The sequence below is a fragment of the Larkinella humicola genome, assembly GCF_008727875.1.
GTDB classification, from domain to species: domain Bacteria; phylum Bacteroidota; class Bacteroidia; order Cytophagales; family Spirosomataceae; genus Larkinella; species Larkinella humicola.
On record NZ_VTWS01000014.1, the window covers coordinates 12,870 to 34,552 of the forward strand.

Genomic DNA, 21,683 nt, shown 5'->3' on the forward strand with positions numbered 1-21,683 from the left:
TTTCTTACGTTCAATACCGGTTGGCGGGCGGAATGGGTAACGGCAGATAATCCCGGTTCAGAATCATCCATTCCTGCAAGCGGGCCTTGAGCTTGTGTTCAATGTCTTTGTACTGCTCGTCACCGATCAGGTTGTTGAATTCATTCGGATCTTTTTCCAGGTCGAACAGTTCGAATAGCTCCCGGCGGGCCGCAAAAAACCGCTGGTCGATCTTTTTGTCCAGTTTTCCTTCGGCATGCAACTGCGTCAGGTCAAGCCAGAACGGTTGGGCCGCAAAATCGACGGGCGTGTACGGCAATTGCCACAAGGCGTTGTAAATCAGCTTGTACTTGTTGCTGATCACCGTTCGGCCCAGATCGAAATGCATGGTGCTGGTGGGCAAGCCGTGGCCGTGGGCACCCCGCACCGAAAAGACGTAATCGTGGGGTTCGTAGGCCGCCTGCTGAAAAGACGGCACCAGGCTTTTGCCGGTTAGGATTGGGGGAATGGCCACGCCCGCAACCTGCAAAAACGTCGGTGCCAGGTCTTCGCCCGAAATGATCGCGTTGCTGACCTGACCGGCTTTGATCAAACCGGGATGCCGGGCAATGAGCGGGACGTTAATGCCGAGGTTGTAGAGCGTTCCTTTGCCCCGCAGTAAAGCGCCCCCGTTGTCGCCCATGAACACCACGAGCGTGTTTTGTTCCAATCCGCGTTTTTTGATCTCGTCCAGCAAGCGGCCCACGTCGCCGTCGAGCCGTTGAATTTCGCCCAGGTAAGCCACAAAATCTTCGCGCACCAGCCTGGTGTCCGGCCAGCCTTCCGGGAGTTTCAACGTAGCCGGGTCGGGTTCGGACGTTTTGGCCGTAAAAACCCGGTGCGGGTCGCTGTAGCCCACTTGCAGGAAGAACGGTTTGCCTTTGGGCGTCTTGTCCAGAAACTCCGCGTACTGCCGGAAAATGGTGTCGCTGTTGGCCGACACTTTCAGGTAATCCACCCGGTTTTTGAAGGTTTCCAGGCTGTATTTGTCATACACCTCCGCCGATTCCGGGATGGCGCGATTGCCGTTGAGGTGAAAATTTCGGCCGCAAATCCCGGTATAGTACCCCGCCTTGCGAAGCAGTTCGGGATACGTCACAATATCAGCGGGCAAGGGCGCCGAAAACCGGGTCATCCCGATGTCGAGGGTAGACCGGCCGGTCATCAGGGCCGCGCGGGAAAGCACGCACTGCGGAGCGGTCGTGTACGCCCGCGTATAGCGAATGCCTTCCTGCGCCAGCCGGTCAATGTTCGGCGTTTTGATGCTCGGATACCCGTAACTGCTCAGGAACGGCGCGCTGTGGTCATCGGACAAAATGAAGATAATGTTGGTGGGCTGCCTGCTTTTCGATTGCGCAAAAAGCCGGGTTGGAAAACTCCACGCTATCAGCCACAGGATCACAACAAATACTCTGATTCTCATCGGGTTGTGGATTATACTAGTTTAACAATTTCCTCATCCGCTATTTTTCGCCTTTGCTTTCGGCCTTCGCGGGGTCCTGTTTAATCAGGGGCAGAACCCGTCGTTTCAGCACATCGTCCCAGGTGATATAGGGGTAGAGGTTGTATTTTTGGGCCTGCTCTTCGAACAACGCTTTGAGTTCATCCAGTTTTTGCGGATGCTTCTTCGCCAGGTCGATGCGTTCGTTGAAATCGTCGTTCAGGTTGTACAACTGCCAGTCATTTTGCTCCGGGTTGGCCACGCTGATCGTACTGGCAAAACTGCTCGTCGGGGCCGCCGACGGTTTAAAGGCAAAAGCCGCTTTCCAGCCATCCTTGTAAATCGAGCGGGAGCCAAAAATGTAGTAGTGCTGCACAGTATGCCGGGAAGGAGCCTTGGCGTTATCAAACGAATACGCCAGCGACGTGCCCTGAATGGCGTCCTGTTTGATGCCCCGAATCTGCTCCGGTGCCGGAATACCCAAAAACTCCAGCGTGGTGGGCAACAGATCGATCACGTGCCCGTACTGGTGGCGAATACCCCCTTTCTCTTTGATCCCTTTCGGATAAAAAACGATCAACGGATTGCGCGTGCCGCCTTCCGAATGGGCATCCTGTTTCCAGTATTTAAACGGCGTGTTGGCCGCCTGCGCCCAGCCCAGCGGGTAGTTGGCGTTGGTGCCCTCCGGCTCGCCGATCTTGTCGATCTCGACCAGGTTGTTCCTGAGTTTTTCGGCCTCCGAAAGCGGCTGAATAAGGGCTGCGGCCGACGAGCGGGCAATGACGCCACTGAGGTCGCCCTCTTTGCTGGCACCGTTATCCCCAATCACCACAAAAATCAGGGTGTTGTCCAACTGATCGATTTGCTTCAGGTACGTAACCAGCCGACCCACTTCGTGATCGGTATAGGTCAGGTACCCCGCGTAGACTTCCATGAAACGGGCGTAGAGCTTTTTCTCGTCCGCTGGCAGACTGTTCCAGGCTTTGATGTTCGGGTTGCGCTCGGGCAGAACGGTAGTGGCCGGAATGATCCCCTGTTTCTTCTGGTTGGCGAAAACCTGCCCCCGGAAAGCATCCCAGCCCTCATCGAATTTGCCTTTGTACCCATCGCTCCATTTTTTGGCCACCTGATGGGGCGCGTGGGTAGCACCCGGCGAATAATACAGGAAGAACGGTTTGTCGGGCGCGGCTTTTTTCTGACGCCCAATGAAGCTAATGGCTTTGTCCGTAATCTGGTCGTTCAGGTGCCGGCCGTCGGGCTCTACGTGGGCGTTATCTTCTACCAGATCCGGTTTATACTGGTCGGTTTGTGATCCCAGAAAGCCAAAGAAATGATCGAATCCCTTGCCGGAAGGCCAGCGGTCGAACGGCCCGGCATCGGTCGCATCCTGATCCGGCGTCAGGCCGTATTTCCCCACGGCAAAGGTGTTGTAGCCCGTTTCCCGCAGAATCTCGGCAATGGTTCCTTTGTCCGACGGAATCCGCCCATCCCAGCCCGGAAATCCGAACGAGGACCATACATGCGAAAAACCGCCTTCATGGACCGAGTGGGAATTACGCCCTGTGAGGAGCGCTGCCCGGGTTGGGGCGCAAATGGCCGCCGTGTGGAAGTTGGTATAGCGCAGTCCGTTGTTGGCCAGGCTATCGAACGTCGGCGTACGAATTACCCCACCGAAGGTGCTGGTAGCACCGAAGCCGACGTCGTCCAGCAAGATCCAGACAACGTTGGGGGCACCGGCCGGGGCTTTGATCGGGTTCGTCCAGGCTTCCTTCGATTCGGCCAGGGTTTTGCCAACAACGCCTTTAAAGGGTTGCTGTTGCTGGGTAATGTTCTGGGCGTCAGCCTGGGCGTAGAGAAGGATCCCGCCGAGCAGCGCAACGACGGTTTTTCTAAACGGATTCATCATTTTATGTACGTTTCGTTGCTAATCGGTTTTTTACTCGGCAAAGCTGGACCGCAGTTTGACGCCCCATTTACCGTTTTCTTTGGTCAGCACGTACAGCGATTCGTACGAGGCCACCTTGCGGCCATCTTTTCGGTAGCGCGTAAACCGGGTGTCGATGTGGACTTTTTCGGGAGAGGCCTGAACGATGTTCCGGCGGTCCCACTTGCTGTAATCCCAGCCTGCTTTTTGCTGGGGGCCAAACACACTGGCGGAATCCCGCAGCCCGGCCCGTTCCAGCACCGACATTTTGCCGCTGGCGAGCCGGTAATGCGGAAAGTGGTACGTGTTTTCCCAGCCTTTCAGGTCTTTGGCGTTGAACGTTCCCAGGTAGTCATCGAGCACCTGGTTGATGGTGGCCTTTTCGCCCGCACTCAGTTTGTACGAACCGTAGGCCTGGGCCCTGGCGAGTTGCCCAAGGCCCAGCAGCAGGAATAGCAATCCGTTTTTTTTCATTTTAGTATCATGTACCCATGGGCTAAAGCCCGTGGGAAGGCACGTTATTTGTCGGTTTGCAGGTATGATTGCTGGCGCGATTCAAAATCAATGGTAACCTTGTGGATCGTGCCGGTAAACGCAAAGGGAACTTTGTACTCGGCACTCACCGGCGTCAGGTCATCGAAGCCCACGTTGACGCCTTCGTGCGAATACAGATTGCCCAGCGTCCGCCCGATCATTCGATCGCCGATTTTGGCGTTATTGGCGTATAAGGTCAACTGGCCCGTGCCGTTTTCCCGGTACGTCACATCGGCCCGGAGCTGCACGGTACCCGTCGGCAGGGCGGTGTTATCCGAACTGACCGTGTACGTCGTGCCGTCGTTCACCGTATAGGCCAGGTGCAGTTTCTTGTTTTTCAGGAAAAAGCTGAGCCCGCCCGCGCGGCCACCCCGCGAGAGCAAAACGCCTTCGGCTCCCTCGGCCTGAATCACCACGTCTGCCGTCAGACCGAATGATTTTTTAATCGCAAACGGACTGGCAATATCCGGAATCGTCGACTGGCCGGGGTACAGCACCACCTTGCTCTGTCCTTTGTAAGCGTTGGGCAACTCAAACGGCGTCGTTTCGTCTTTGAGCGGATAGATGTTGTATTTAGCCGCTTCGCTATCGAACAGGGCTTGCAGTTCTTTCAGTTTGGCCGGATGCTGGGCGGCCAGGTTGGTCCGTTCGTTGAAATCCTCATTGAGGTTGTACAACTCCCAGACGTCCTGCTCAAACGGCTGACCTTTAACGTGGAGCGTGCCGGCTTTCCAGCCATCCTTGTAAATGGACCGGCTTCCTTTGATCTCGTAGTACTGAACCGTATGGCGGCTTTTGGCCGAGGCATCGTTGAGACTGTACGCCAGGCTGGAGCCTTCCACGGCGGCCTGTTTATACCCGTTGATGCTTTCCGGAATCCGGGCTTTGACCAGCTCCAGCGTGGTCGGCAGGATGTCGATGACGTGGCCGTACTGGGTCCGGATGCCGCCTTTTTCCTGGATGCCTTTCGGGTAGTGAACAATCAGCGGATTGCGTGTGCCGCCCTCTGCATTTGCATCCTGTTTCCACTGCCGGAAGGGCGTGTTGGTGGCGGCAGCCCAGCCTAGCGGATAATTGGCTTTCGCAAATTCCGTCCCGATCAGGTCGATGTTTTCCAGATTTTTCTTCAGTCGCAGCTCGTCCGGAAATTCCGTGCCGTTGTTGTGAATCGTCCCCACGAAAGAGCCTTCCTTGCTGGCGCCGTTGTCGCCCACCGACACGAAAATCAGGGTGTTATCCAGTTGATTGATCTCCTTCAGGTACTTGATCACCCGGCCGATTTCGTAGTCGGTGTAAGAGATAAAACCGGCATACACCTCCATGAAGCGGGTAAACAGTTTCTTTTCATCCGCCGACAAACTCTCCCACGCCTTGATTCCGGGGTTGCGTGGGGGCAGGACGGTATTTTTCGGCACCACGCCCAGCTTGATCTGGTTCGCCAGCACCTGTTCGCGGTACTGATCCCAGCCACCGTCAAATTTCCCCTTGTACTGATCCGACCATTCTTTAGCGACCTGATGCGGAGCGTGACCGGCCCCGGTGGCGAGGTAGAGGAAAAACGGTTTGTCGGGGGCCGATGATTTCTGCCCGGCGATGTACTGGATGGCGCGGTTCGCCAGCAGTTCGTTCAGGTGTTTGCCGTCCTGCTGGTCCTTGACCCGGTAAATGCCTTCCCACAGTTCGGGGTGCCACTGGTCGGTGCTGCCCCGCGACGGAAAACCGTAGAACTGCTCGAAACCCCGGCCCGTCGGCCAGCGGTTGAACGGTCCGGCGGGGGTCAGGTCGGTCAGCGGGGTGATGTGCCATTTGCCCAGCGCAAACGTGTTGTAGCCGTTTTCCTTCAGGATTTCGGCAATGGTGCCTTTTTCAAACGGAATCTGGGCGTCGTAGCCCGGTGTACCGATGGCGGTTTCGGGGAAAAGACCCATGTGCGCCGAATGCTGGTTGCGGCCCGTCAGCAGAGCCGCCCGCGTCGGGGCGCAGATGGCCGTGGTATGAAAGTTGGTGTATCGCAACCCGTTGAAGGCCAGCGCGTCCAGATTGGGCGTTTGCACCAAGCCGCCGAAGGAACTGATGGTGCCAAAACCGATATCATCCAGCAGAATCCAGACAATGTTCGGCGCACCCGGAGCGGCTTTTTTGGGTTCGGGCCACCATTGTTTGGTCTGCTCGACGGTTTTGCCGAGCGTGCCTTTATACGGTTGGGCGGGCGTATGCTGCGCCTGGGTCGACCGCGTCAGGCCGAGCAGCGCAAGCGTAACCGTAAGGACTGTTTTTTTCATGATCGTTCCGTCAGGGCTGCTTGCCCCAGTTGGGTTTGCCAAAATCCAGAAAATCGTGGTACGTTTTCATCTCGCTGACCAGCCGGGTTTCCAACTGCTGCTTTTTCAGGCGAAAAGCCGGGTTGTCGGCCAGGTTAGTCGTTTCGTAGGGGTCTTTGTTCAAATCGAACAACTGCGTGGTTTCCTGTTGCTTCACGTTGTATTTGATCAGCTTCCAGTTGTCGGCGGTCCGGACGGCGCGCTGCAAATCGCGGTAGGCGTAATACACCGCATCCCGCCCGGGCTTCTTCGTTCCTTTGAGGTAGGGATACAAACTCTGGCTTTCCACCGTCGGTGGCACCGGTAACCCCAGAAAATCCGTCACCGTCGGAAACAGATCGGCGAGGTAGGCCAGCGCGTCGACGCGCTGGTTTTGCGGCAGCGACGGATGGCTGATCACCAGCGGCACCCGCATGCTGTGCTCGTACAGATTCTGTTTTCCCAGCAAGCCGTGACTGCCAACGGCCAAACCGTTGTCGCCCGCGAAAATCACGAGCGTCTGTTGCGTTAACCCGCTCTTGTCCAGCGCATCCAGAATTCGCCCAATCTGCGCATCCAGTTCCGAAATCATGCCGTAGTAGAGCGCCAGTTCCTCTTTGGCCTCGTCTTCCGTCAGCGGCCGGGGCAGGAGTTTTTCGTCCCGGACCTCCAGCTCCCCATTGTCGAATGGGTGTTTCGGCAGGAAATTGGGCGGCAACTTGATGTGCTCTTTCGGATACAGTTTCCGGTATTTTTCCGGCGGGGTACGCGGGTCGTGGGGCGAGGTGAAGGCGACGTGGCAATAAAACGGCTTGGCGTCCGGCGTCTGGCCGTTCAGAAACCGGATCGCTTTGTTGGCATAGAGTTCCGACGAATACGTCTCGGCGTTTTGGTTGGGCTCCTTGTACTGCCCGGACGGATCAAAACTGACAAACTGCGGGTGTTCCTGCCCACCTTTTTCCGGGAAATGCATCCCACCGAAAAACAAGGCCGCCCCGCCTTCGTAACTCCGGGCGAACGACGCCTTGTCGTTGTGCCATTTGCCGATGGCGTAGGTCTGGTAGCCTTTCGTTCGCAGGTACTCGGGCAGCGTAGTGTGTTCCGCCGGAATCATATCCCCGGTTTTGTGCAGACTGTGCAGGTACCGGCCCGTGTGCAGCATGGCCCGGCTAGGTACACACAAGGCGCCGTGCAGCCCACCCATCGTTTGGGCGCGGGTAAACGCCACGCCTTTTCGCACCAGACGATCCAGGTTGGGCGTCTGAATGACATCGTTGCCCAGCGCGTGGACGGTATTGTACCGTTGGTCGTCGGAGTAGAGCACCAGCACGTTATACGGTTTTTTCTGCGCAAAAAGCGGGTGAATAACCCCACTGAGGGTTACGAGTAAAATGCAGAGAACCCGTTTGAAACTGAATTGCATGGAAAATAGCAGGTTATAAAAAGGCCGAAATGAATTCGGTGCCATTCGGCTTTTTACATCACTTTCAATTCCGGCTCACCATAGAGCGGACCCGAAGTAATCACCGGTTCGGAAACCGGTAGCGATGCTTTCTCGTCTTCTTTCACCATCGGGCCGCCCCGGGCCAGTTCGCTGCCTTCTTTTTTCGATTTCAGAATTGGCCACATAAACTGGGCGTACCATTCTTCCTGCTGATAATGCGCAATTCCGTACGATTTCGGGTACTGCCTGGTAATCAAACCGGTACCGAAAATGACGTCCCACAGGAAAAACATATTACCGAAATTGCCTTTGTAGTGCCCGACGCCGTCATCGGTCGAATCGGCGTGGTGGGCGTGGTGCGTCGCCGGGGTGGAGATGAACCGCTCCAAAACCCAGGCCACCGGATGCAGCCATTTGTTGTCATAGAACGGTTTGTCCCAGGGAATGCTCGAATGCGCCAGCGTGGTAATCAGCGACTTAATACCGCGTACGAACAAAGCTGGGTAGCCCAGACCCAGATACACTAAAACCGCCGTCAGGTAGGTCTGCGAGAAGAACATGGTGTAAATCACATTTTGGCGGCTGGCCATGGCCATGCCCATGTACGGGGCCGAGTGGTGCGTCCGGTGAAACCGCCACAAAAACGGCACTTCGTGGTGCAGCCGGTGGTACCAGTACTGCGTCAGGTCGTCGGCCACGGCGATGATGGCAAATCCCCACCAGAACGGCACCCAGTCGAAGGCGTTTTTATACTCTCCCAATACGTACGGCAGAAATTGCAGGGTGTAATAGGTCGTCAGGGGCCGGATGACCAGCTTGGGGAGCGTGAAGCAGGCAATGTCCAGCAGCTTTTCGTTTGAATTCCAGTGGTGCTTATACAGACCGAGCGAAAATTCGACAACGCCGAGCAGCAGGACCAGGGTGGGCAACCCCCAGGAACTGAGATTGCGAAATACTTCTTCAAAAAACGTAATCATAGCTTTCGATTTTTAAGGGTAGTACTTATTTCTTGTTCACAACCGGCGTTTTCTTTGGCGCTTTCTTTTCCCAGGGCCGTTGCCCGGTAAAGTAAAAGGTGACAAACATCAGCAGCACCGGCAGGGCGTACAGAAAGACGCTCAATAGGGCGTTCCGGACGATACGTCGCGCAATGCGGGGTTCCATTTTCATGCGGTTCGTGTGTTTTAAGAGTTAGTGTATTCGGTTTTCAGCAGCCAGCAACCGTTCACCGTTCACGGGTGACTGGCATGCGTGGACTGGGGAGTGCGGTTTAGCAGGTGCTGCGTCAGGCGCAGGCCCCAGAACAGAATCAGAAACGGGATCAGGGTGACGAGAATGCCGACAGCAATCTTTTTTGCCAGTAGAATCAAGTCGGATCGGTTCAGAAATTCCATATGTTTAAGCGTTAAAGGAATGATTACCAGCCCGGATTTTGGGTCAGCAGCGCGTTGTTGTCGAGTTCGGATTGCGGGATGGGATACAGCCGGTTTTTCTCGGTGGCGTTGGTTTTGCCCACTTTGTGCAGGTTCCGGACGAAGATGCTGTTGCCGCTGGCGTCCTTCTGCCGGATCAGGTCGAACCAACGCTGGTATTCGAACACCAGTTCCAGCCGCCGGTCGAGGTAAACGGCTTCCCGGAACTGGTCTTTGGTTAGGCCCGGCGCCAGATCCGGTAAACCGGCCCGGTTCCGAACGCGGTTCAGCGACTTGTAGGCCTTGGCCGTGGGGCCGTTGGCTTCGTTTTCGGCTTCGGCGTGAATCAGCAGCAACTCGGCATACCGCAGAATCGGCACGTTGGCGGCCGATTCGCTGGTAACGGCGGTCGAGTTGGGGTCCCACCATTTGTTGAAGAACGGCGTTGAATCGTTCGGAACCGCCGTATTGGCAAAAGGCAGTGCGTATTTCCGTCCGTTGGTCGGGCTCGTAAAACTGGTCACAAACGTCACCCGCTTGCGCTTGTCGCCGGGTTGATAGAGCTTGTAGATACTAAAAAACTTATCATTTCCTTCCGTATAAAACCGCACCATGTGGGCGTAGTTGCCGCTCAGACCGGGAATGGCCGAAAGAATGGAACGCGGGTTTTCGTTGTTACCCTGGTTTAACGAGTTCGACTTGAACTGGGCTGAGAAAATGTGCTCGGCGCCGTTTTTGGTGGCAGGCAGGAACACATCGGCGTAGTTGGTAAGCAGGTTATAGCCATACGTTCCGGTTCCACCGTCGGCCGATGCCAGCACTTCTTCGGCTTTTTTGACGGCATCCTGGTAATGCGACGCGATGTTGAGCGGCAGCGACGCTTTCGTCAGGTAAACTTTCGCCAGCAGGGCTTTGGCGGCTCCCTGCGTGGCCCGGCCTACATCCGGGGCGCTATACGTAGCGGGCAGGCCGGTAGCCGCTTCGGTCAGGTCCTTTTCGATCTGCTCGTAGATCTTGGCCGAGGGCGACTTGGCGATGGCGTAATCCGAAGCTGAGATAAACTTCTGGTATTCGGTAATCAGCGGAACGTCACCGTATAAACGCACCAGGTTGAAGTAATAAAGTGCCCGTAAAAACTTGGTTTCGCCGAGCAAGCGGTTTTTCAGCGTGGCGTCAAATTCAATAGCCGGTATTTTTTCGAGCGCAACATTTGCCTTTTTAATGGCGGCATAGTGTTGCTGCCAGATTTCGTAGACGCGCAGGTTCGTAGACGAGTGGGCCAGCACCGCCAGAGAGCGCACATCGGGGTTGGTGGCACCCGGTCCGGGATCTTCGTCATCCCCGGCCATATTCATGCCAGTATTGAACAAGGTGTTGTAGGGCGTCTGCACGGAGCCTCCGCCCGAATTCAGAAAGAAATAGACCGCATTGACGGCATTGATGGCGTCGGACTGCGTCTTGTAATATTGCTCTTCAGATAGGAAAGCTTCGGGACTTTCTTGCAGAAACTCAGAGCAGGAAGTGGTGGCCAGTGCGAGGAGTGCTACGGCGGTATAACGAATAAATTTCATGGTGATTCGACTTTATGTTTCTGTCCCCATTCCCTGAAGGGCGCTTTCAACGATGCGTTAGAGCCTCCTTTTGGGGTGGGAGTATTTTTAAAATGACAAGGAAATACCGGCCTGATAGGATTTATTGTTCGGATACACCCCCGAATCCACGCCCCTGTTGATCAGCGACTGGCCGTTCAGGCTGACTTCCGGATCGTACCCGGTATAGTTCGTCCAGGTGGCGGCATTCTGGGCCGACACGTAGATCCGCAAGTTGGTAATCCGCGCTTTGGTGAGCAGGCTTTTCGGAATCGAATACCCCAGCGAGATGTTTTTCAGCCGGACGTAGGTACCGTCTTCAATGAACCGGTCGGAGATTGTGATGGCCGGGTCCTGGTAGGCGGCTTTCACATCCGTGTTCGTGTTGGTCGGCGTCCAGCGGTTGAGCAGATCACGTGACGCATTCGTGTATCCCGTTCCCAGCTCCAGATTGGCGCGGTTCGTATTGTAAATTTTTCCGCCGATGGTACCCTGGAAGAAGATCGTCAGGTCGAAGCCCTTGTAATTGAACGTATTGGTCAGGCCCGCCGTAAAACCGGGCTGGTTGGCAATAACGATCCGGTCGCCGGCCTGCGTAATGACACCATCCCCGTTGATGTCCTTGTACTTCTGTCCGCCCGGGCTTTTGTTGGCTTGGGGAGTCAGCGCAGCATCGCCATTTTGGATGATGCCGTCGGTCTGGTATACGATAAAGGAACCGACCGGGTAACCGACTTTGGCAATGGAAGGGGCTGAAATGGAGGGAATGTACTGATCGACACCATCACCCAGACTCAGGATTTTGTTGGAATTACGCGAGTAAACCAGGATGGTGTTCCATTTCAGATTACCGGTCAGGTTGCGGGAGTTGACGTATAGTTCGATGCCCTGGTTCGATACGGCACCGATATTCTGGTAGATGGTCGAACCCTGGCCGTTGTAGAAGTCCGACAGACCGGACGTACCCGGAACGGTACGCGACAGCAGCAGGTCGGTCGTTTTTTTATAATAATAGTCTGCAACAACCTGGATACGGTTGTTCAGCAATCCTACATCAATGCCGGCATCGACCTGAAAGGTTTTTTCCCAGCTCAGATCAGGATTCGGAACGGTGGTTGGCGCAAAGCCGGAAACGGTCGTATTGGAGAAGTTATACCGGAAGTAGCTTAATTGCGACAAAGACTGGTAGGGGGGAATGCTCTGGTTGCCGGTCAGCCCCGCGCTAAGCCGGAACTTGAGCAGGCTTATTTTCTGCACATCCTTGAAAAAGGATTCATTGTTGACGTTCCAGCCGAAAGCCGCCGACGGGAAATACCCCCATTTGTTACCGGCTCCGAACCGCGAGGAACCGTCGGCCCGCAGCGTCAGTGTCAGCAAATAACGGTCGTCATACACGTAATTGACCCGGCCTAGGTACGAAGCCAGTGACCATTTGGTGGCAAACGAACTGGGCGTCCGGTTGGTAATGCCGGTACCCAGGTTGTTGTACGAAAACGCATCGGTAGCAAACCCGGCCGCTTCGGCAACGGCCCCTTTGGCGTCGGATTGTTGAGCCGTAAACCCGATTACCGCGTCGATTTTGTTCTTCGCGTCGATCTCCCGGACATAGCTCAGCGTATTCTCATTCAGCCAGTTGGTCGTAAAAGCGGACCCCACGATGGCATTGCCCTGCAAGTTTTGCCCTTCTGCGGTTGAAATAGGCAGATAACGGTTTTGCTTGTTATCGACGATATCCGCACCGAACAGTACTTTGGCCGTTAAGCCGTCGATTATCGTGTAATCGGCCGAAATATTTCCCAGAAAACGGTTTGTTCTCGTTTCGTTCAACTGGTTATAGAGCGAGTTGATCGGGTTTTGCAGGCTGGACTCAAACGGGCTGTTGACCACAAACGTACCATCCTGCCGGTAAATTGGAAGGGACGGAGGGGTTAACAAGAGATTACCAACGATGGCCGCCGGGGCTACATCGGCTTTGCTCGTGCTGCCCGTGACATTGGCACTGAGCCGAAGTTTCTGGCTGTAATCGTGAATGATATTGACACGGGCCGAAAACCGGTTGAAACCCGTGTTGTGCAGAATTCCTTCCTGATTGAAGTAATTGCCGGAAATGGCCAATTTGGTTTTGTCCGAACCCGACAGAATTGAAAGGCTGTGGCTCTGGATGGGTGCCTGGCGAAAAGCCGCAGCCTGCCAGTCGGTGCCGACGCCGGTGGTATCGAGCGAATAGCCGATCGTGGACGGGATCGTCACGCTTTTACCCGAATTACGGGCGGCATCCTTCCGGAGTTGCCACCATTCGCCGGCGTTCAGTAAGGGGACGGTGCGGATCACTTCCTGCACCCCGTAATAGCCGTCGTAGGTGATGGACGATTTGCTTTTCGACGCGTTTTTGGTCGTAATGATGACCACACCGTTGGCACCCCGCGAGCCGTAAATGGCCGTCGCTGACGCGTCTTTCAGGACGTCGATGGACTCAATATCAGCCGTATTGAGGGTCGATAACGGGTTAATTTTCGAACCGTTCGTCACACCCGCGTCGTTCAGCGAGTAATCGTTGTTGATCGGAAAACCGTCGATGACGTACAGCGGATCGCTGCCCGCCGTAATCGAGTTATTGCCCCGAATCTGGACGCTGACGCCCCCCCCCGGCTGACCCGAGGTCTGCGTGACGACAGCACCGGCGACGGCTCCCTGCAACAGCCGCTCCGCCGATGCAACGGGCTGGGCCTTGACCTCTGCCGGAATGGAGGCAATGGAACCGGTAATGTCGCTCCGTTTCTGGGTGCCATACCCAACGACGACCAGTTCGCTGAGTTGGTTGACGTTTTCGCGAAGCAGAATTTCAACGGTGCTGGAAACGGCGGCTACCTCGCGGGAAGTGTATCCAATAGAATTGACAATGAGCGTGAACGGTAGGGTTTGACCGGTTTTGAGGGCGAATTTCCCCTCTGCATCCGTAATGGCCCCGTTGGTTGTTCCCTTGATTTGAACCGAAGCACCGATCAGCGGTTCTCTTGTTTTTTCGTCGATAACCCTTCCGGATAGTGTTGCATTGATGACCGGGCCATTATTCTGGGCGAAAAGAATCGCCGGTTGAAGTAAGATGATCAGCCACAGAAGAAAAAATAAATTTTTTTTCATTGTTTTGTACTGGTTAAATAAAAAATGAGGTAGCAAGTCAGCCGTTTGCGCGGCTGACTGAATCATTTGCCAAAGTGAGCCTTGTTTTTAGCCAGCCAACCCTGTTGCCGCAGGGTTGGCTTTTTTGTGTTGTCTGGGTGGTCTTTGTGGGGTTTTAGTGAATTAAATCGATTTTATGAGCGAAGACTGGGCGGATTTTGAACCCCGAAACTGGTTGGAATCGGCTTTCACTTTGGATGTGATCGCGGACGTTCGTGATCGTAGCGCGGCTGCGCGGGAAGGAACCTTGCAGGCAGGGCCTTTGCAAAGTGTCACCATCTGGTTGGAATTCGCTCCTGGTTCTTTTCCGGAACCCGCTACCAGAAGCAGGGTTTTTAGAAAAATACCGAATGAAAAAAAAGGATCGGTACGATTTTTATAAAATTCATGTTCTATTGTATAGGTATAGTAAAATGACGTTCTTCTGGTCCAGTAAGTTTCGTGAAACGGTTCGCAGAAAGTATGAGACAGTGAATCCCGAAGGACTACGGAAACTTCTTGCGATAAGATAAAAAGGTAGTTGAAAAGAGAGTACTAAAAAGCCAGTTGCTATAGCGTGACTAGCAACAACAGCCGGAAGTGAGAGCCAGCGCGGTATTGAAATGAGTTCCAGTTACCAGATCAAAGGGTTGATCTGATAAGCGAAGAAATGTAAACCAGGTTTTCATTTTTTGAATGAAAAGTTAGTAAGCCAAGCCGGGTGATTAAGGTGTAAGGCAATGGGCGATACAGACTATAATCTACCAAGTCAAGAGACAAAGTAAAGTAAAGCGAAATTGAAATCCAAGTAGTTAGCGAGGGTATTAATTGCTAAAATTGAATTAACACCCAATATTATTGCCAAAAATCAACTCATTCCCAGCATGTTTATATAAAATTCATGAAAATCCGGTAATTGTGATTTGTAAAGAAGAGTTTTAGCTCTCCAGAAAACCCATCAAATCCAGTCTGATCCAATAGAGTGGTTAGATTCGTCTGGACCAAAAGTCGCAAATCACCCCGAATAGTGTTGCGAGCGATTGCCAGCGATCGGGCAATTTCGCGAATGGATTTAGCTTGATGCTTCAGCAGCAGTAATTGACGCAGTGAGTGCATAAGAACTCAGTGATTATCCATAGTCGGAGGAGGGTCAGTTACCTCCGAAAACTACAACAGTGCCACGATTCCTACTCAAAAAAGGGGTGGGTCAGTTTGGCCTGAAATGCTTGGCATGGCATGCTCCGTGCTATGTGGGGCAGTTTACACAATGAAGCTTTCACTCGATCTTGTCCTGATCAAACCCTATAGCTTTACAACCCTATCAGTACACAACAAAACAAGAGGCTCATATTGGGTCAGGATATTGGTTCAGAAAATGAGTACCAATAATCACTTCTGATCCCCTTTTTGTGCTATCCGTTATTGAATGCGAAGGACAGCCATTGCAGCCATTCAAGGCCCCGGTGTGAAAGAACAAGAACTAAAACAGTCACATGAGGAGGCCAAGCGTCTTTCCAAATAATAAAAATTGAGCCTATCTTCGTAACGGATTTGCCGCACCGGCAGTCCGGTCTACCTGTGATAATGTCCAGTCCACGTTGCCGAAGATTCGCTGCACCCAACTCTATCAAACCGGCTGCACCATTCCGTAGACACTCCGTAGACACATACTATTTTTTTGCCGAATGACTAGTAAATAACATGGACATCGTCGTAAAGGTGCTCATTGTGGAGGACGAAATGATTATTGCTGCCGATATCGCCCTGCAACTCGGCAAACTCGGCTATGAAGTAAGCGGGATCATTCCTCGGGGCGAAGAAGCTATTCGAAATGTCGAAACGAACCGACCTGACCTGATTCTACTGGATATCAGTCTCAAAGGATCACTCGACGGTATCGACACGGCCCATGCTATCCGCCAGCAATGGAACATCCCGATTATTTACGTCACGGCTAATACCGATGAAGCCACCTTTGCCCGCGCCAAAAAAACCCGTCCCTACGCTTACATTTCCAAGCCAATTCGGGCCATTGAGCTACAACGGGCTATCGAACTGGCCATCAGCCGCCTGGCCGACGAGCCTCCCACCTCTACCAGCCCTGCCCCCGACGCGCCCTTTGTGCTCAGTGACCGGATTTTTGTGCGGCACCGCGAAAAGATCGTTAAGATTTTCATCGCCGATATTCTCTACGTGGAAGCCGACCGCAACTATTGCCACCTCTACACGGCCGACAAAGAATACCTGCTGACAACGACCCTGAAGGTAATGGAAGACAAACTCCCGGCCAACTTTTTTGTGCGGGTGCACCGGTCTTATCTGGTGAACCTGACGCAGGTCGATGAGGTAGGCGACAACCATATCGGGATCAAGGGGAAAACGATTCCGCTCAGCCACCTCTTGCGTGAGGCATTGCTGAAACGAATTCAAACCATTTGAGACTCAATATCAGCCACTTGGTCAGTCAGAGATCTGACCGTTCACACATCCGGTAAGAAAATACCCTCCTTCGGACAGTAAAAGGATGCATTCGTCCAGGCGAACTTGGCTGGGAAGTACGCTGGCGATAGTTTAGATCCGTTGTCGGCCAAATCTAACCACTTCGCGTCCATTTCCACCGGCCTATAGATTGGCTTAATCGCAGAACCGTATGCAAACAGTTGGCATCCTTGGCGGAGCAGGCTTCATTGGCAGCTACGTCACCCAAAAATTTCTGTCTGAAGGATATGCCGTAAAAGTATCGGCTTCTGACCCAGCCAACGCCGAAAAGTACGCTCACCTGAGCACCCTCAACAGGGCCGAAAACCTGATGCTGGTGCCCTGCAATGTGCGCGATGTAGCTGCACTTGAGTCCTTTATGCAGGGCTGCGCGATTGTGGTACACGGCGGCACACCTTTTCAGCTGGCAGTAGAATACCCGCAGCGCGACCTGCTAGACCCCACCATCCGGGGTACAGAAAATTTTCTGGCCATTGCCAATCGAACCGAGGGACTCAAAAGTGTGGTGTTCATCGCTTCGGTGGCGTCCTATACTACTTCGTTTCCAATGCCTCACCCTAACCACCCCGCCGGTCAGGTATTTTCCGAAGCTGATACGCCCTGGTTCAGTGCGGAAGACCATCCCTACGGACAAGCCAAGTTTCTGGCCAACCAGGTCGTACGGAAATTCATCGAGGCAAACCCGGATTTACCCTTCGAGATCACTACCGTTTCGCCCGTTTTTGTCATTGGCACCAGCTTGTCGCCCCGCGCCGATTCAACGTCGATGGGTATGCTCTACCTGTTTAAAAACAAGATCGTCCCCAACCCATTCGTCGAGATGCTGTTTGCCAACGATTTAGCCTTTTCGGTGGTGGATGTGCGGGATGTGGCCGAGGCCGTTTTTCAGGCAGCTACCCGGTCGGGCTTGCACGGCCAAAACTACCTTCTTTCGAGCGAAAGTTACCGCATCTCCGATCTGTCGCTCATGCTGAACCAGCAACCGCCCGCAGGCGAAGCCGCACGTGTATACAGCAACACCCTGGCGATTAATGACCTCGGCGTAGCGTTCAGGTCGGCACAGGAAACATTACGGCAGGCCGTGTAGAAGGCTGGCTTAGAAATTCACCCGATCAACTCACATAACCATACTCACCCATGAAAACCAGTAACCTATTTTTCGTCATAGCCCGGCTGTTGACGCTGCTGCTCCTCCCGGCCTTCGCAGCCACCACCCTCGCTCAGAGCCTCAACCCCGAAGCGGTTGCCTTTACCAAAACCTACCAGACCGCCTACAATAAAGGCGACCGGCCCACGCTGATGACCCTTTTTGCCGACAATGTGGGCTGGGTAAACCCCGATGGCAGTGTAACACCCGGTTCTAAAGCCGATGTTGAAGCCGACTATGTACGCGATTTCGGCGAAACGGCCGGGTCGTATATGGACTTCACAGTGGTCAGTACCGAGGCTCAACCCGATGGCAAGGTGAAAATCGGCACGACCGTCAGCGGCTACGATTTTGTGCGGAAAACCGGCGCGAAGCTCAACCCCACGGCGGGAACCTACGAAATGCTGATCGGCAAGGTCGGCGGACAGTGGAAAATCAGTCAGGTCAAGTGGAAAATGAACACGGTGGGGCTTGAGATTCGCGACCTGGTGAAGCGGTTTCAGGATGCCTACAACCGCGAGGAAGCAGCGACCCTGAAAACGATGTTCACCGCCGATGCCGTGCGGACGGCTACGGACAGCACCACCACAAAAGGGGCTGCGATAATTGACTTTTACACCCAGGGGTTTGTCGATGCAGACGTGACCAACGTCGTTTCGCTGGCCAATGTTAGCCCGCAATTCGATGGCAGCGTGATTTTCACGGGAACCTATCACCTAACGGGGCGGTCGGCCAAAGGAGAGCGGATCGTGAGGGAGGGGGCTTACAGCAACACGGCGGTCAAAGAGAACGGGCAGTGGAAGATCAGCCGCAACACACAATCCAAACTCGTCAAAGCGATGGTCTATCACAAAGTGGCCGACTATGCCGCCTGGAAAAAAGGCTTCGATCTGTTTTATAACGAACGAATGCTGGCGGGCGAACTAAGTGCCGAAGTCAGTATGCTGGCCGACGACCCCAACACGGTCTGTATCATCAGCGAGTGGGCGTCGCCCGACGCACCGAAGGCTTTTTTTGCCCGCCCGGATTTGGCGGAAACGATGCGGAAAGACGGTGTCATTGGCAAGCCTACCATACTGATTATGAGTAAGAAATAACCGATTCTATCCCCACCCTAGTAGCCCGGTTTGTATTGTCGCAGACCGGGCGAAACAACCCAACCAAGTCAATGAAAACCAAGCCATTCGCCCCCGTACTGACCCTTTTTGCTTCCTTGCTTCTATTTGCCGCCGGTTGTAGTTCACCCGCCAAAGAAACACCTTCCCAGACGACCGACGTGTCGACAATGACAACCGAACACAAGCAAGCGATTGAAAAGGAAATTTCTGGCCTTATCAAAGACTTCTTCCAGCAGGTCGAAAAACTGGACATTGAAAAGTGCATGACCTACTTTGAAAATACGCCTGATTTTCAGGCCGTCAATCCCGATGGCACCCTGGGCGACTACGACGCGCTCAAAAAACTGAACGCAGAGGGGTTTAGCCAGATGAAGACGTTGAGTGTCGAGCCAACGAAGGAAGCGATTCGGGTTTTGACGGACTCGCTGGTACTTTATACGTTCTCGATGGAACAGAATGCAACGCTCAAAACCGGCCAGAAAATAAAGTTTGAGCACGTAGCAGGAACAATGCTCTTCACCAAAATCAACGGCGCGTGGAAAGCAACGTTTTACCACGAGTCGGCATCGGCACCGGTAGCCGTCAAGTAGCAAAGACTGAGCGCATATATAACCTATATCCTCGAAGCCATTTTTCTAGTAGATAGGCCCATGAAAATTAACCAATTTATTCCTGTTTTTGCCGCCCTGATCCTGTTTGCCGTTGGTTGTAATACCGCTCCACAAAAAGCAGATGAGAAACCAGCGGCTCAATCCGATGCACCGGAGTATTTTATGTTACGGCCCGAACTCGAAAAAGCGTATGGCTATTCCCATGCCGTTCGGATTGGCAATGAACTAAAAATATCGGGTGCGGTCAGTATGGACGAGAAAGGAAACCTGACGGCTAAGGGTGATCTGGGGCAACAAATGAAAAATTGCTACACCGATCTAGACAAAATTTTGAAGCACTATGGCTACACCTGGAACGACGTTGTGGTGGAGAATATTCTGACCACGAACATGCCCGAATTTGTGAACCAGTCGGCTTACCGAAATACAATCTACAAAAAGCAGTTTCCGACCGGGTCGTGGTTTGGCGTAAAGGAATTAGCCTTGCCCGGTCAGTTGATTGAGATTGAGTTAGAAGCCTATAAAGTGCGATGATTCAGTCAAGCAGGTTAGATGATGAGCCTCATCGGTTTTTACAGATTCCTGCCTGAAGCTATTCAAAACCCTCCAGAACACATAGACAAGTGTTAGCCGCTATATCGAAATGACCTTTCCGCTCCCTGATACATTGGCAACCACAGGCTCCCTCAATCCAGTGCCTTCATTCATCAAAAACCGCATCGAGTCCATCGACGTACTGCGGGGCCTAATTAAGATCATTATGATACCTACAAGACAACACATAAAGAGCAGTGGTGGCTGAGCTATCTGTAGAAAGTAAACAACCAAAACCCAGTCAACAGATGAACAAAAGTGAAAAAGTAAAAACAAGAACGGTTGTCATTCCTGACGACCTGGAAGCCGTTAAAAAATTATGGTTTGACTATTTAGTTTGGGGTAACGACAAAATGCAGGAACTCTACGGTGTCCATCCCCATAATCCCAAAGAAGCGGTTGAACAGGACATCCACCAGATTGACAAGTTTCAACCTCCTTACGGACAGCTAATTCTGGCCAGTTATGACGGTAAACTATGTGGACTTGGAAGCCTAAAACGTATCAACTCCGACATCGGTGAAATAAAACGAATGTTTGTTGATCCAGCCATCAGACGAATTGGGGCTGGACGAGCTATCCTTAACCGACTTTTAATTGAAGCAAAAAAAGTCGTTTATAATAAACTTCGGCTTGACAGTCCGAAGTTTATGGAAGCGGCTCACTCTTTATATAGAAGTGTTGGATTTCGTGACATTGAAGCGTATCCAGAAATGGAAATTCCCGCAGAATTTAAAGACTATTTGTTGTTTATGGAATTGGATTTAACCGACGACACTATATAAATCCGAACTGATAAGCACAGATAAGCCCAGCTTATAAGGCTGGGTATCGATTTTAAAACAGTCAAACTAATCAATCAAATTCATGAAAAAACTCCTGATTTCCCTATCTGCTCTTTGGTTGCTGGTTAACCTCGGCATGTCGGCCTCTGCACAGGCTCAGCAAACGGCAACGACTCAACTCAAAAGTATCCACCTGTTCGATATGCCGGCCGGTGTAACGGAGGCCCAGTTGTCGGCGGTGATTGGTGAGTTGAACACGGTCATTAAACGCCTGGGGTACAGTAACGCCGGATACACGCTCTACAAAGAAGCCGGAAAAGGAGCCGACAAATACCACTACTTCTTCGAGGGCAATTGGCCCAATAACGAAGCGTACCAGAAAATCCACGACGACAAATCGTTTCAGGAAGCCGATAAAAAATTGGGTATGGTGTACGAGAAAATAAAAGCCGTTGAACTCTACCGTCGCTTAGTGAGGGTACCCTAAATCGCCAAAACCAAACCAATGAAAACCAATCCATTTTCCCGAATTCTGGCCATTGTTGCCATTACATCGGTCTGTGTTACCGGTTGCAACGCCCCCGCCCAAAAACAGGAAATTGCAACCGAGCAGGTAGCGGCTAAACCCGATATGGCCGCCATCAAAACGGAGATTCAAGCCATTGAAACTGAATGGGCCAATGCCACAACAGCCAGGGACATCGACAAGGTAATGGCACTCTACGCAGACGATGCCATAGAAATGGCCGATGACGAACCCATGTGTGTGGGAAAGGCGGCAATCCGGCAGGTGTTGCTCAAAAGTATGAAAGCGCGTAAGGCCGGGACTACGGTTTCCTACGAGACGATGGACGTGTACGGCGATGGTGACCTGGTGACCGAAGTCGGAAAGACAACGGTCAAAGACGCGGCTGGCAACGTAGTGAGCACCGGCAAATACATGGGCATTTTTGAAAAACGCGACGGAAAATTCATCTGCATCCGCGATATTAACAACGAGGATCAGAAGGACAAGTGAAGTAGCTTGGGCTAAAGAACCGGTCAGCATGAATGGATACGTTGTTTTTAGGTGGCTCCTCCTGCTATTGTGCCTGTCCGCGTCCGCCGG

19 protein-coding genes are annotated in these 21,683 nt (G+C 53.1%); 9 read left to right on the forward strand and 10 right to left on the reverse strand.

Annotation, left to right across the window (positions count from 1 at the left end; all coding sequences use genetic code 11):
- Positions 1 to 10: 10 nt before the first annotated feature.
- The 10 genes from F0P93_RS30740 to F0P93_RS30775 all read right to left on the reverse strand — a co-directional run bounded on the left by F0P93_RS30740 (position 11) and on the right by F0P93_RS30775 (position 13,803).
- Positions 11 to 1,441, reverse strand: coding sequence for a sulfatase family protein (locus F0P93_RS30740; RefSeq protein ID WP_150881632.1), 1,431 nt, complete (start codon positions 1,439 to 1,441; stop codon positions 11 to 13).
- A 40-nt stretch (positions 1,442 to 1,481) separates the two neighbouring features.
- The gene (locus F0P93_RS30745; protein WP_150881633.1) at positions 1,482 to 3,362 is read right to left on the reverse strand and encodes an arylsulfatase; all 1,881 of its coding nucleotides are present in this window, start codon (positions 3,360 to 3,362) and stop codon (positions 1,482 to 1,484) included.
- A gap of 33 nt (positions 3,363 to 3,395) precedes the next feature.
- Entirely contained in the window at positions 3,396 to 3,857 is a 462-nt protein-coding gene (locus tag F0P93_RS30750; protein ID WP_150881634.1) for a DUF6841 family protein, read from the reverse strand.
- A gap of 44 nt (positions 3,858 to 3,901) precedes the next feature.
- Positions 3,902 to 6,199 (reverse strand): arylsulfatase, encoded by a 2,298-nt coding sequence (locus F0P93_RS30755; RefSeq protein WP_150881635.1) that lies wholly within the window; start codon positions 6,197 to 6,199, stop codon positions 3,902 to 3,904.
- A gap of 10 nt (positions 6,200 to 6,209) precedes the next feature.
- Positions 6,210 to 7,640 carry a sulfatase family protein gene (locus F0P93_RS30760; RefSeq protein WP_191908970.1) on the reverse strand — a complete coding sequence of 477 codons (1,431 nt, stop codon included), beginning with the start codon at positions 7,638 to 7,640 and terminating at the stop codon, positions 6,210 to 6,212.
- Between the two features lie 53 nt (positions 7,641 to 7,693).
- Positions 7,694 to 8,638: a sterol desaturase family protein gene (locus F0P93_RS30765; protein WP_150881637.1), complete on the reverse strand. Its 945-nt coding sequence runs from the start codon at positions 8,636 to 8,638 to the stop codon at positions 7,694 to 7,696.
- 25 nt (positions 8,639 to 8,663) lie between these two features.
- Complete coding sequence (locus F0P93_RS31660) at positions 8,664 to 8,831, reverse strand: hypothetical protein (RefSeq protein ID WP_191908971.1); 168 nt, start codon at positions 8,829 to 8,831, stop codon at positions 8,664 to 8,666.
- 62 nt (positions 8,832 to 8,893) lie between these two features.
- Positions 8,894 to 9,055, reverse strand: a complete 162-nt coding sequence (locus tag F0P93_RS31665; protein ID WP_191908972.1) for a hypothetical protein — start codon at positions 9,053 to 9,055, stop codon at positions 8,894 to 8,896.
- A gap of 23 nt (positions 9,056 to 9,078) precedes the next feature.
- Positions 9,079 to 10,644 (reverse strand): RagB/SusD family nutrient uptake outer membrane protein, encoded by a 1,566-nt coding sequence (locus tag F0P93_RS30770; RefSeq protein WP_150881638.1) that lies wholly within the window; start codon positions 10,642 to 10,644, stop codon positions 9,079 to 9,081.
- 87 nt (positions 10,645 to 10,731) lie between these two features.
- Positions 10,732 to 13,803 (reverse strand): SusC/RagA family TonB-linked outer membrane protein, encoded by a 3,072-nt coding sequence (locus F0P93_RS30775; protein ID WP_150881639.1) that lies wholly within the window; start codon positions 13,801 to 13,803, stop codon positions 10,732 to 10,734.
- 175 nt (positions 13,804 to 13,978) lie between these two features.
- Between F0P93_RS30775 and F0P93_RS30780 the strand changes: the two genes are divergently transcribed.
- The 9 genes from F0P93_RS30780 (at position 13,979) to F0P93_RS30820 (ending at position 21,593) form a co-directional block, all read left to right on the forward strand.
- The gene (locus F0P93_RS30780; protein WP_150881640.1) at positions 13,979 to 14,224 is read left to right on the forward strand and encodes a hypothetical protein; all 246 of its coding nucleotides are present in this window, start codon (positions 13,979 to 13,981) and stop codon (positions 14,222 to 14,224) included.
- Between the two features lie 1,298 nt (positions 14,225 to 15,522).
- Complete coding sequence (locus F0P93_RS30785) at positions 15,523 to 16,260, forward strand: LytR/AlgR family response regulator transcription factor (protein WP_150881641.1); 738 nt, start codon at positions 15,523 to 15,525, stop codon at positions 16,258 to 16,260.
- 211 nt (positions 16,261 to 16,471) lie between these two features.
- On the forward strand, positions 16,472 to 17,407 hold the full coding sequence (locus tag F0P93_RS30790) for an NAD-dependent epimerase/dehydratase family protein (protein ID WP_150881642.1): 936 nt from the start codon (positions 16,472 to 16,474) through the stop codon (positions 17,405 to 17,407).
- Between the two features lie 50 nt (positions 17,408 to 17,457).
- Positions 17,458 to 18,564 carry a nuclear transport factor 2 family protein gene (locus F0P93_RS30795; protein WP_150881643.1) on the forward strand — a complete coding sequence of 369 codons (1,107 nt, stop codon included), beginning with the start codon at positions 17,458 to 17,460 and terminating at the stop codon, positions 18,562 to 18,564.
- A gap of 71 nt (positions 18,565 to 18,635) precedes the next feature.
- On the forward strand, positions 18,636 to 19,175 hold the full coding sequence (locus F0P93_RS30800) for a nuclear transport factor 2 family protein (protein WP_150881644.1): 540 nt from the start codon (positions 18,636 to 18,638) through the stop codon (positions 19,173 to 19,175).
- A gap of 60 nt (positions 19,176 to 19,235) precedes the next feature.
- A complete protein-coding gene (locus F0P93_RS30805) occupies positions 19,236 to 19,730 on the forward strand; it encodes a RidA family protein (RefSeq protein WP_150881645.1) in 495 nt (164 codons plus the stop codon).
- Between the two features lie 308 nt (positions 19,731 to 20,038).
- On the forward strand, positions 20,039 to 20,575 hold the full coding sequence (locus F0P93_RS30810) for a GNAT family N-acetyltransferase (protein ID WP_150881646.1): 537 nt from the start codon (positions 20,039 to 20,041) through the stop codon (positions 20,573 to 20,575).
- A gap of 82 nt (positions 20,576 to 20,657) precedes the next feature.
- Positions 20,658 to 21,062, forward strand: coding sequence for a hypothetical protein (locus F0P93_RS30815; RefSeq protein WP_150881647.1), 405 nt, complete (start codon positions 20,658 to 20,660; stop codon positions 21,060 to 21,062).
- Positions 21,063 to 21,080: 18 nt separating this feature from the next.
- Positions 21,081 to 21,593 carry a YybH family protein gene (locus F0P93_RS30820; RefSeq protein ID WP_150881648.1) on the forward strand — a complete coding sequence of 171 codons (513 nt, stop codon included), beginning with the start codon at positions 21,081 to 21,083 and terminating at the stop codon, positions 21,591 to 21,593.
- Positions 21,594 to 21,683: the final 90 nt, after the last annotated feature.

What these genes read in the sequence shown, in the direction of transcription:
- F0P93_RS30740 (WP_150881632.1), bottom strand. Translation starts at nt 1,441, where the DNA reads ATGAGAATCAGAGTATTTGTTGTGATCCTGTGGCTGATAGCGTGGAGT.
- F0P93_RS30745 (WP_150881633.1), bottom strand. Translation starts at nt 3,362, where the DNA reads ATGAATCCGTTTAGAAAAACCGTCGTTGCGCTGCTCGGCGGGATCCTT.
- F0P93_RS30750 (WP_150881634.1), bottom strand. Translation starts at nt 3,857, where the DNA reads ATGAAAAAAAACGGATTGCTATTCCTGCTGCTGGGCCTTGGGCAACTC.
- F0P93_RS30755 (WP_150881635.1), bottom strand. Translation starts at nt 6,199, where the DNA reads ATGAAAAAAACAGTCCTTACGGTTACGCTTGCGCTGCTCGGCCTGACG.
- F0P93_RS30760 (WP_191908970.1), bottom strand. Translation starts at nt 7,640, where the DNA reads ATGCAATTCAGTTTCAAACGGGTTCTCTGCATTTTACTCGTAACCCTC.
- F0P93_RS30765 (WP_150881637.1), bottom strand. Translation starts at nt 8,638, where the DNA reads ATGATTACGTTTTTTGAAGAAGTATTTCGCAATCTCAGTTCCTGGGGG.
- F0P93_RS31660 (WP_191908971.1), bottom strand. Translation starts at nt 8,831, where the DNA reads ATGAAAATGGAACCCCGCATTGCGCGACGTATCGTCCGGAACGCCCTA.
- F0P93_RS31665 (WP_191908972.1), bottom strand. Translation starts at nt 9,055, where the DNA reads ATGGAATTTCTGAACCGATCCGACTTGATTCTACTGGCAAAAAAGATT.
- F0P93_RS30770 (WP_150881638.1), bottom strand. Translation starts at nt 10,644, where the DNA reads ATGAAATTTATTCGTTATACCGCCGTAGCACTCCTCGCACTGGCCACC.
- F0P93_RS30775 (WP_150881639.1), bottom strand. Translation starts at nt 13,803, where the DNA reads ATGAAAAAAAATTTATTTTTTCTTCTGTGGCTGATCATCTTACTTCAA.
- F0P93_RS30780 (WP_150881640.1), top strand. Translation starts at nt 13,979, where the DNA reads ATGAGCGAAGACTGGGCGGATTTTGAACCCCGAAACTGGTTGGAATCG.
- F0P93_RS30785 (WP_150881641.1), top strand. Translation starts at nt 15,523, where the DNA reads ATGGACATCGTCGTAAAGGTGCTCATTGTGGAGGACGAAATGATTATT.
- F0P93_RS30790 (WP_150881642.1), top strand. Translation starts at nt 16,472, where the DNA reads ATGCAAACAGTTGGCATCCTTGGCGGAGCAGGCTTCATTGGCAGCTAC.
- F0P93_RS30795 (WP_150881643.1), top strand. Translation starts at nt 17,458, where the DNA reads ATGAAAACCAGTAACCTATTTTTCGTCATAGCCCGGCTGTTGACGCTG.
- F0P93_RS30800 (WP_150881644.1), top strand. Translation starts at nt 18,636, where the DNA reads ATGAAAACCAAGCCATTCGCCCCCGTACTGACCCTTTTTGCTTCCTTG.
- F0P93_RS30805 (WP_150881645.1), top strand. Translation starts at nt 19,236, where the DNA reads ATGAAAATTAACCAATTTATTCCTGTTTTTGCCGCCCTGATCCTGTTT.
- F0P93_RS30810 (WP_150881646.1), top strand. Translation starts at nt 20,039, where the DNA reads ATGAACAAAAGTGAAAAAGTAAAAACAAGAACGGTTGTCATTCCTGAC.
- F0P93_RS30815 (WP_150881647.1), top strand. Translation starts at nt 20,658, where the DNA reads ATGAAAAAACTCCTGATTTCCCTATCTGCTCTTTGGTTGCTGGTTAAC.
- F0P93_RS30820 (WP_150881648.1), top strand. Translation starts at nt 21,081, where the DNA reads ATGAAAACCAATCCATTTTCCCGAATTCTGGCCATTGTTGCCATTACA.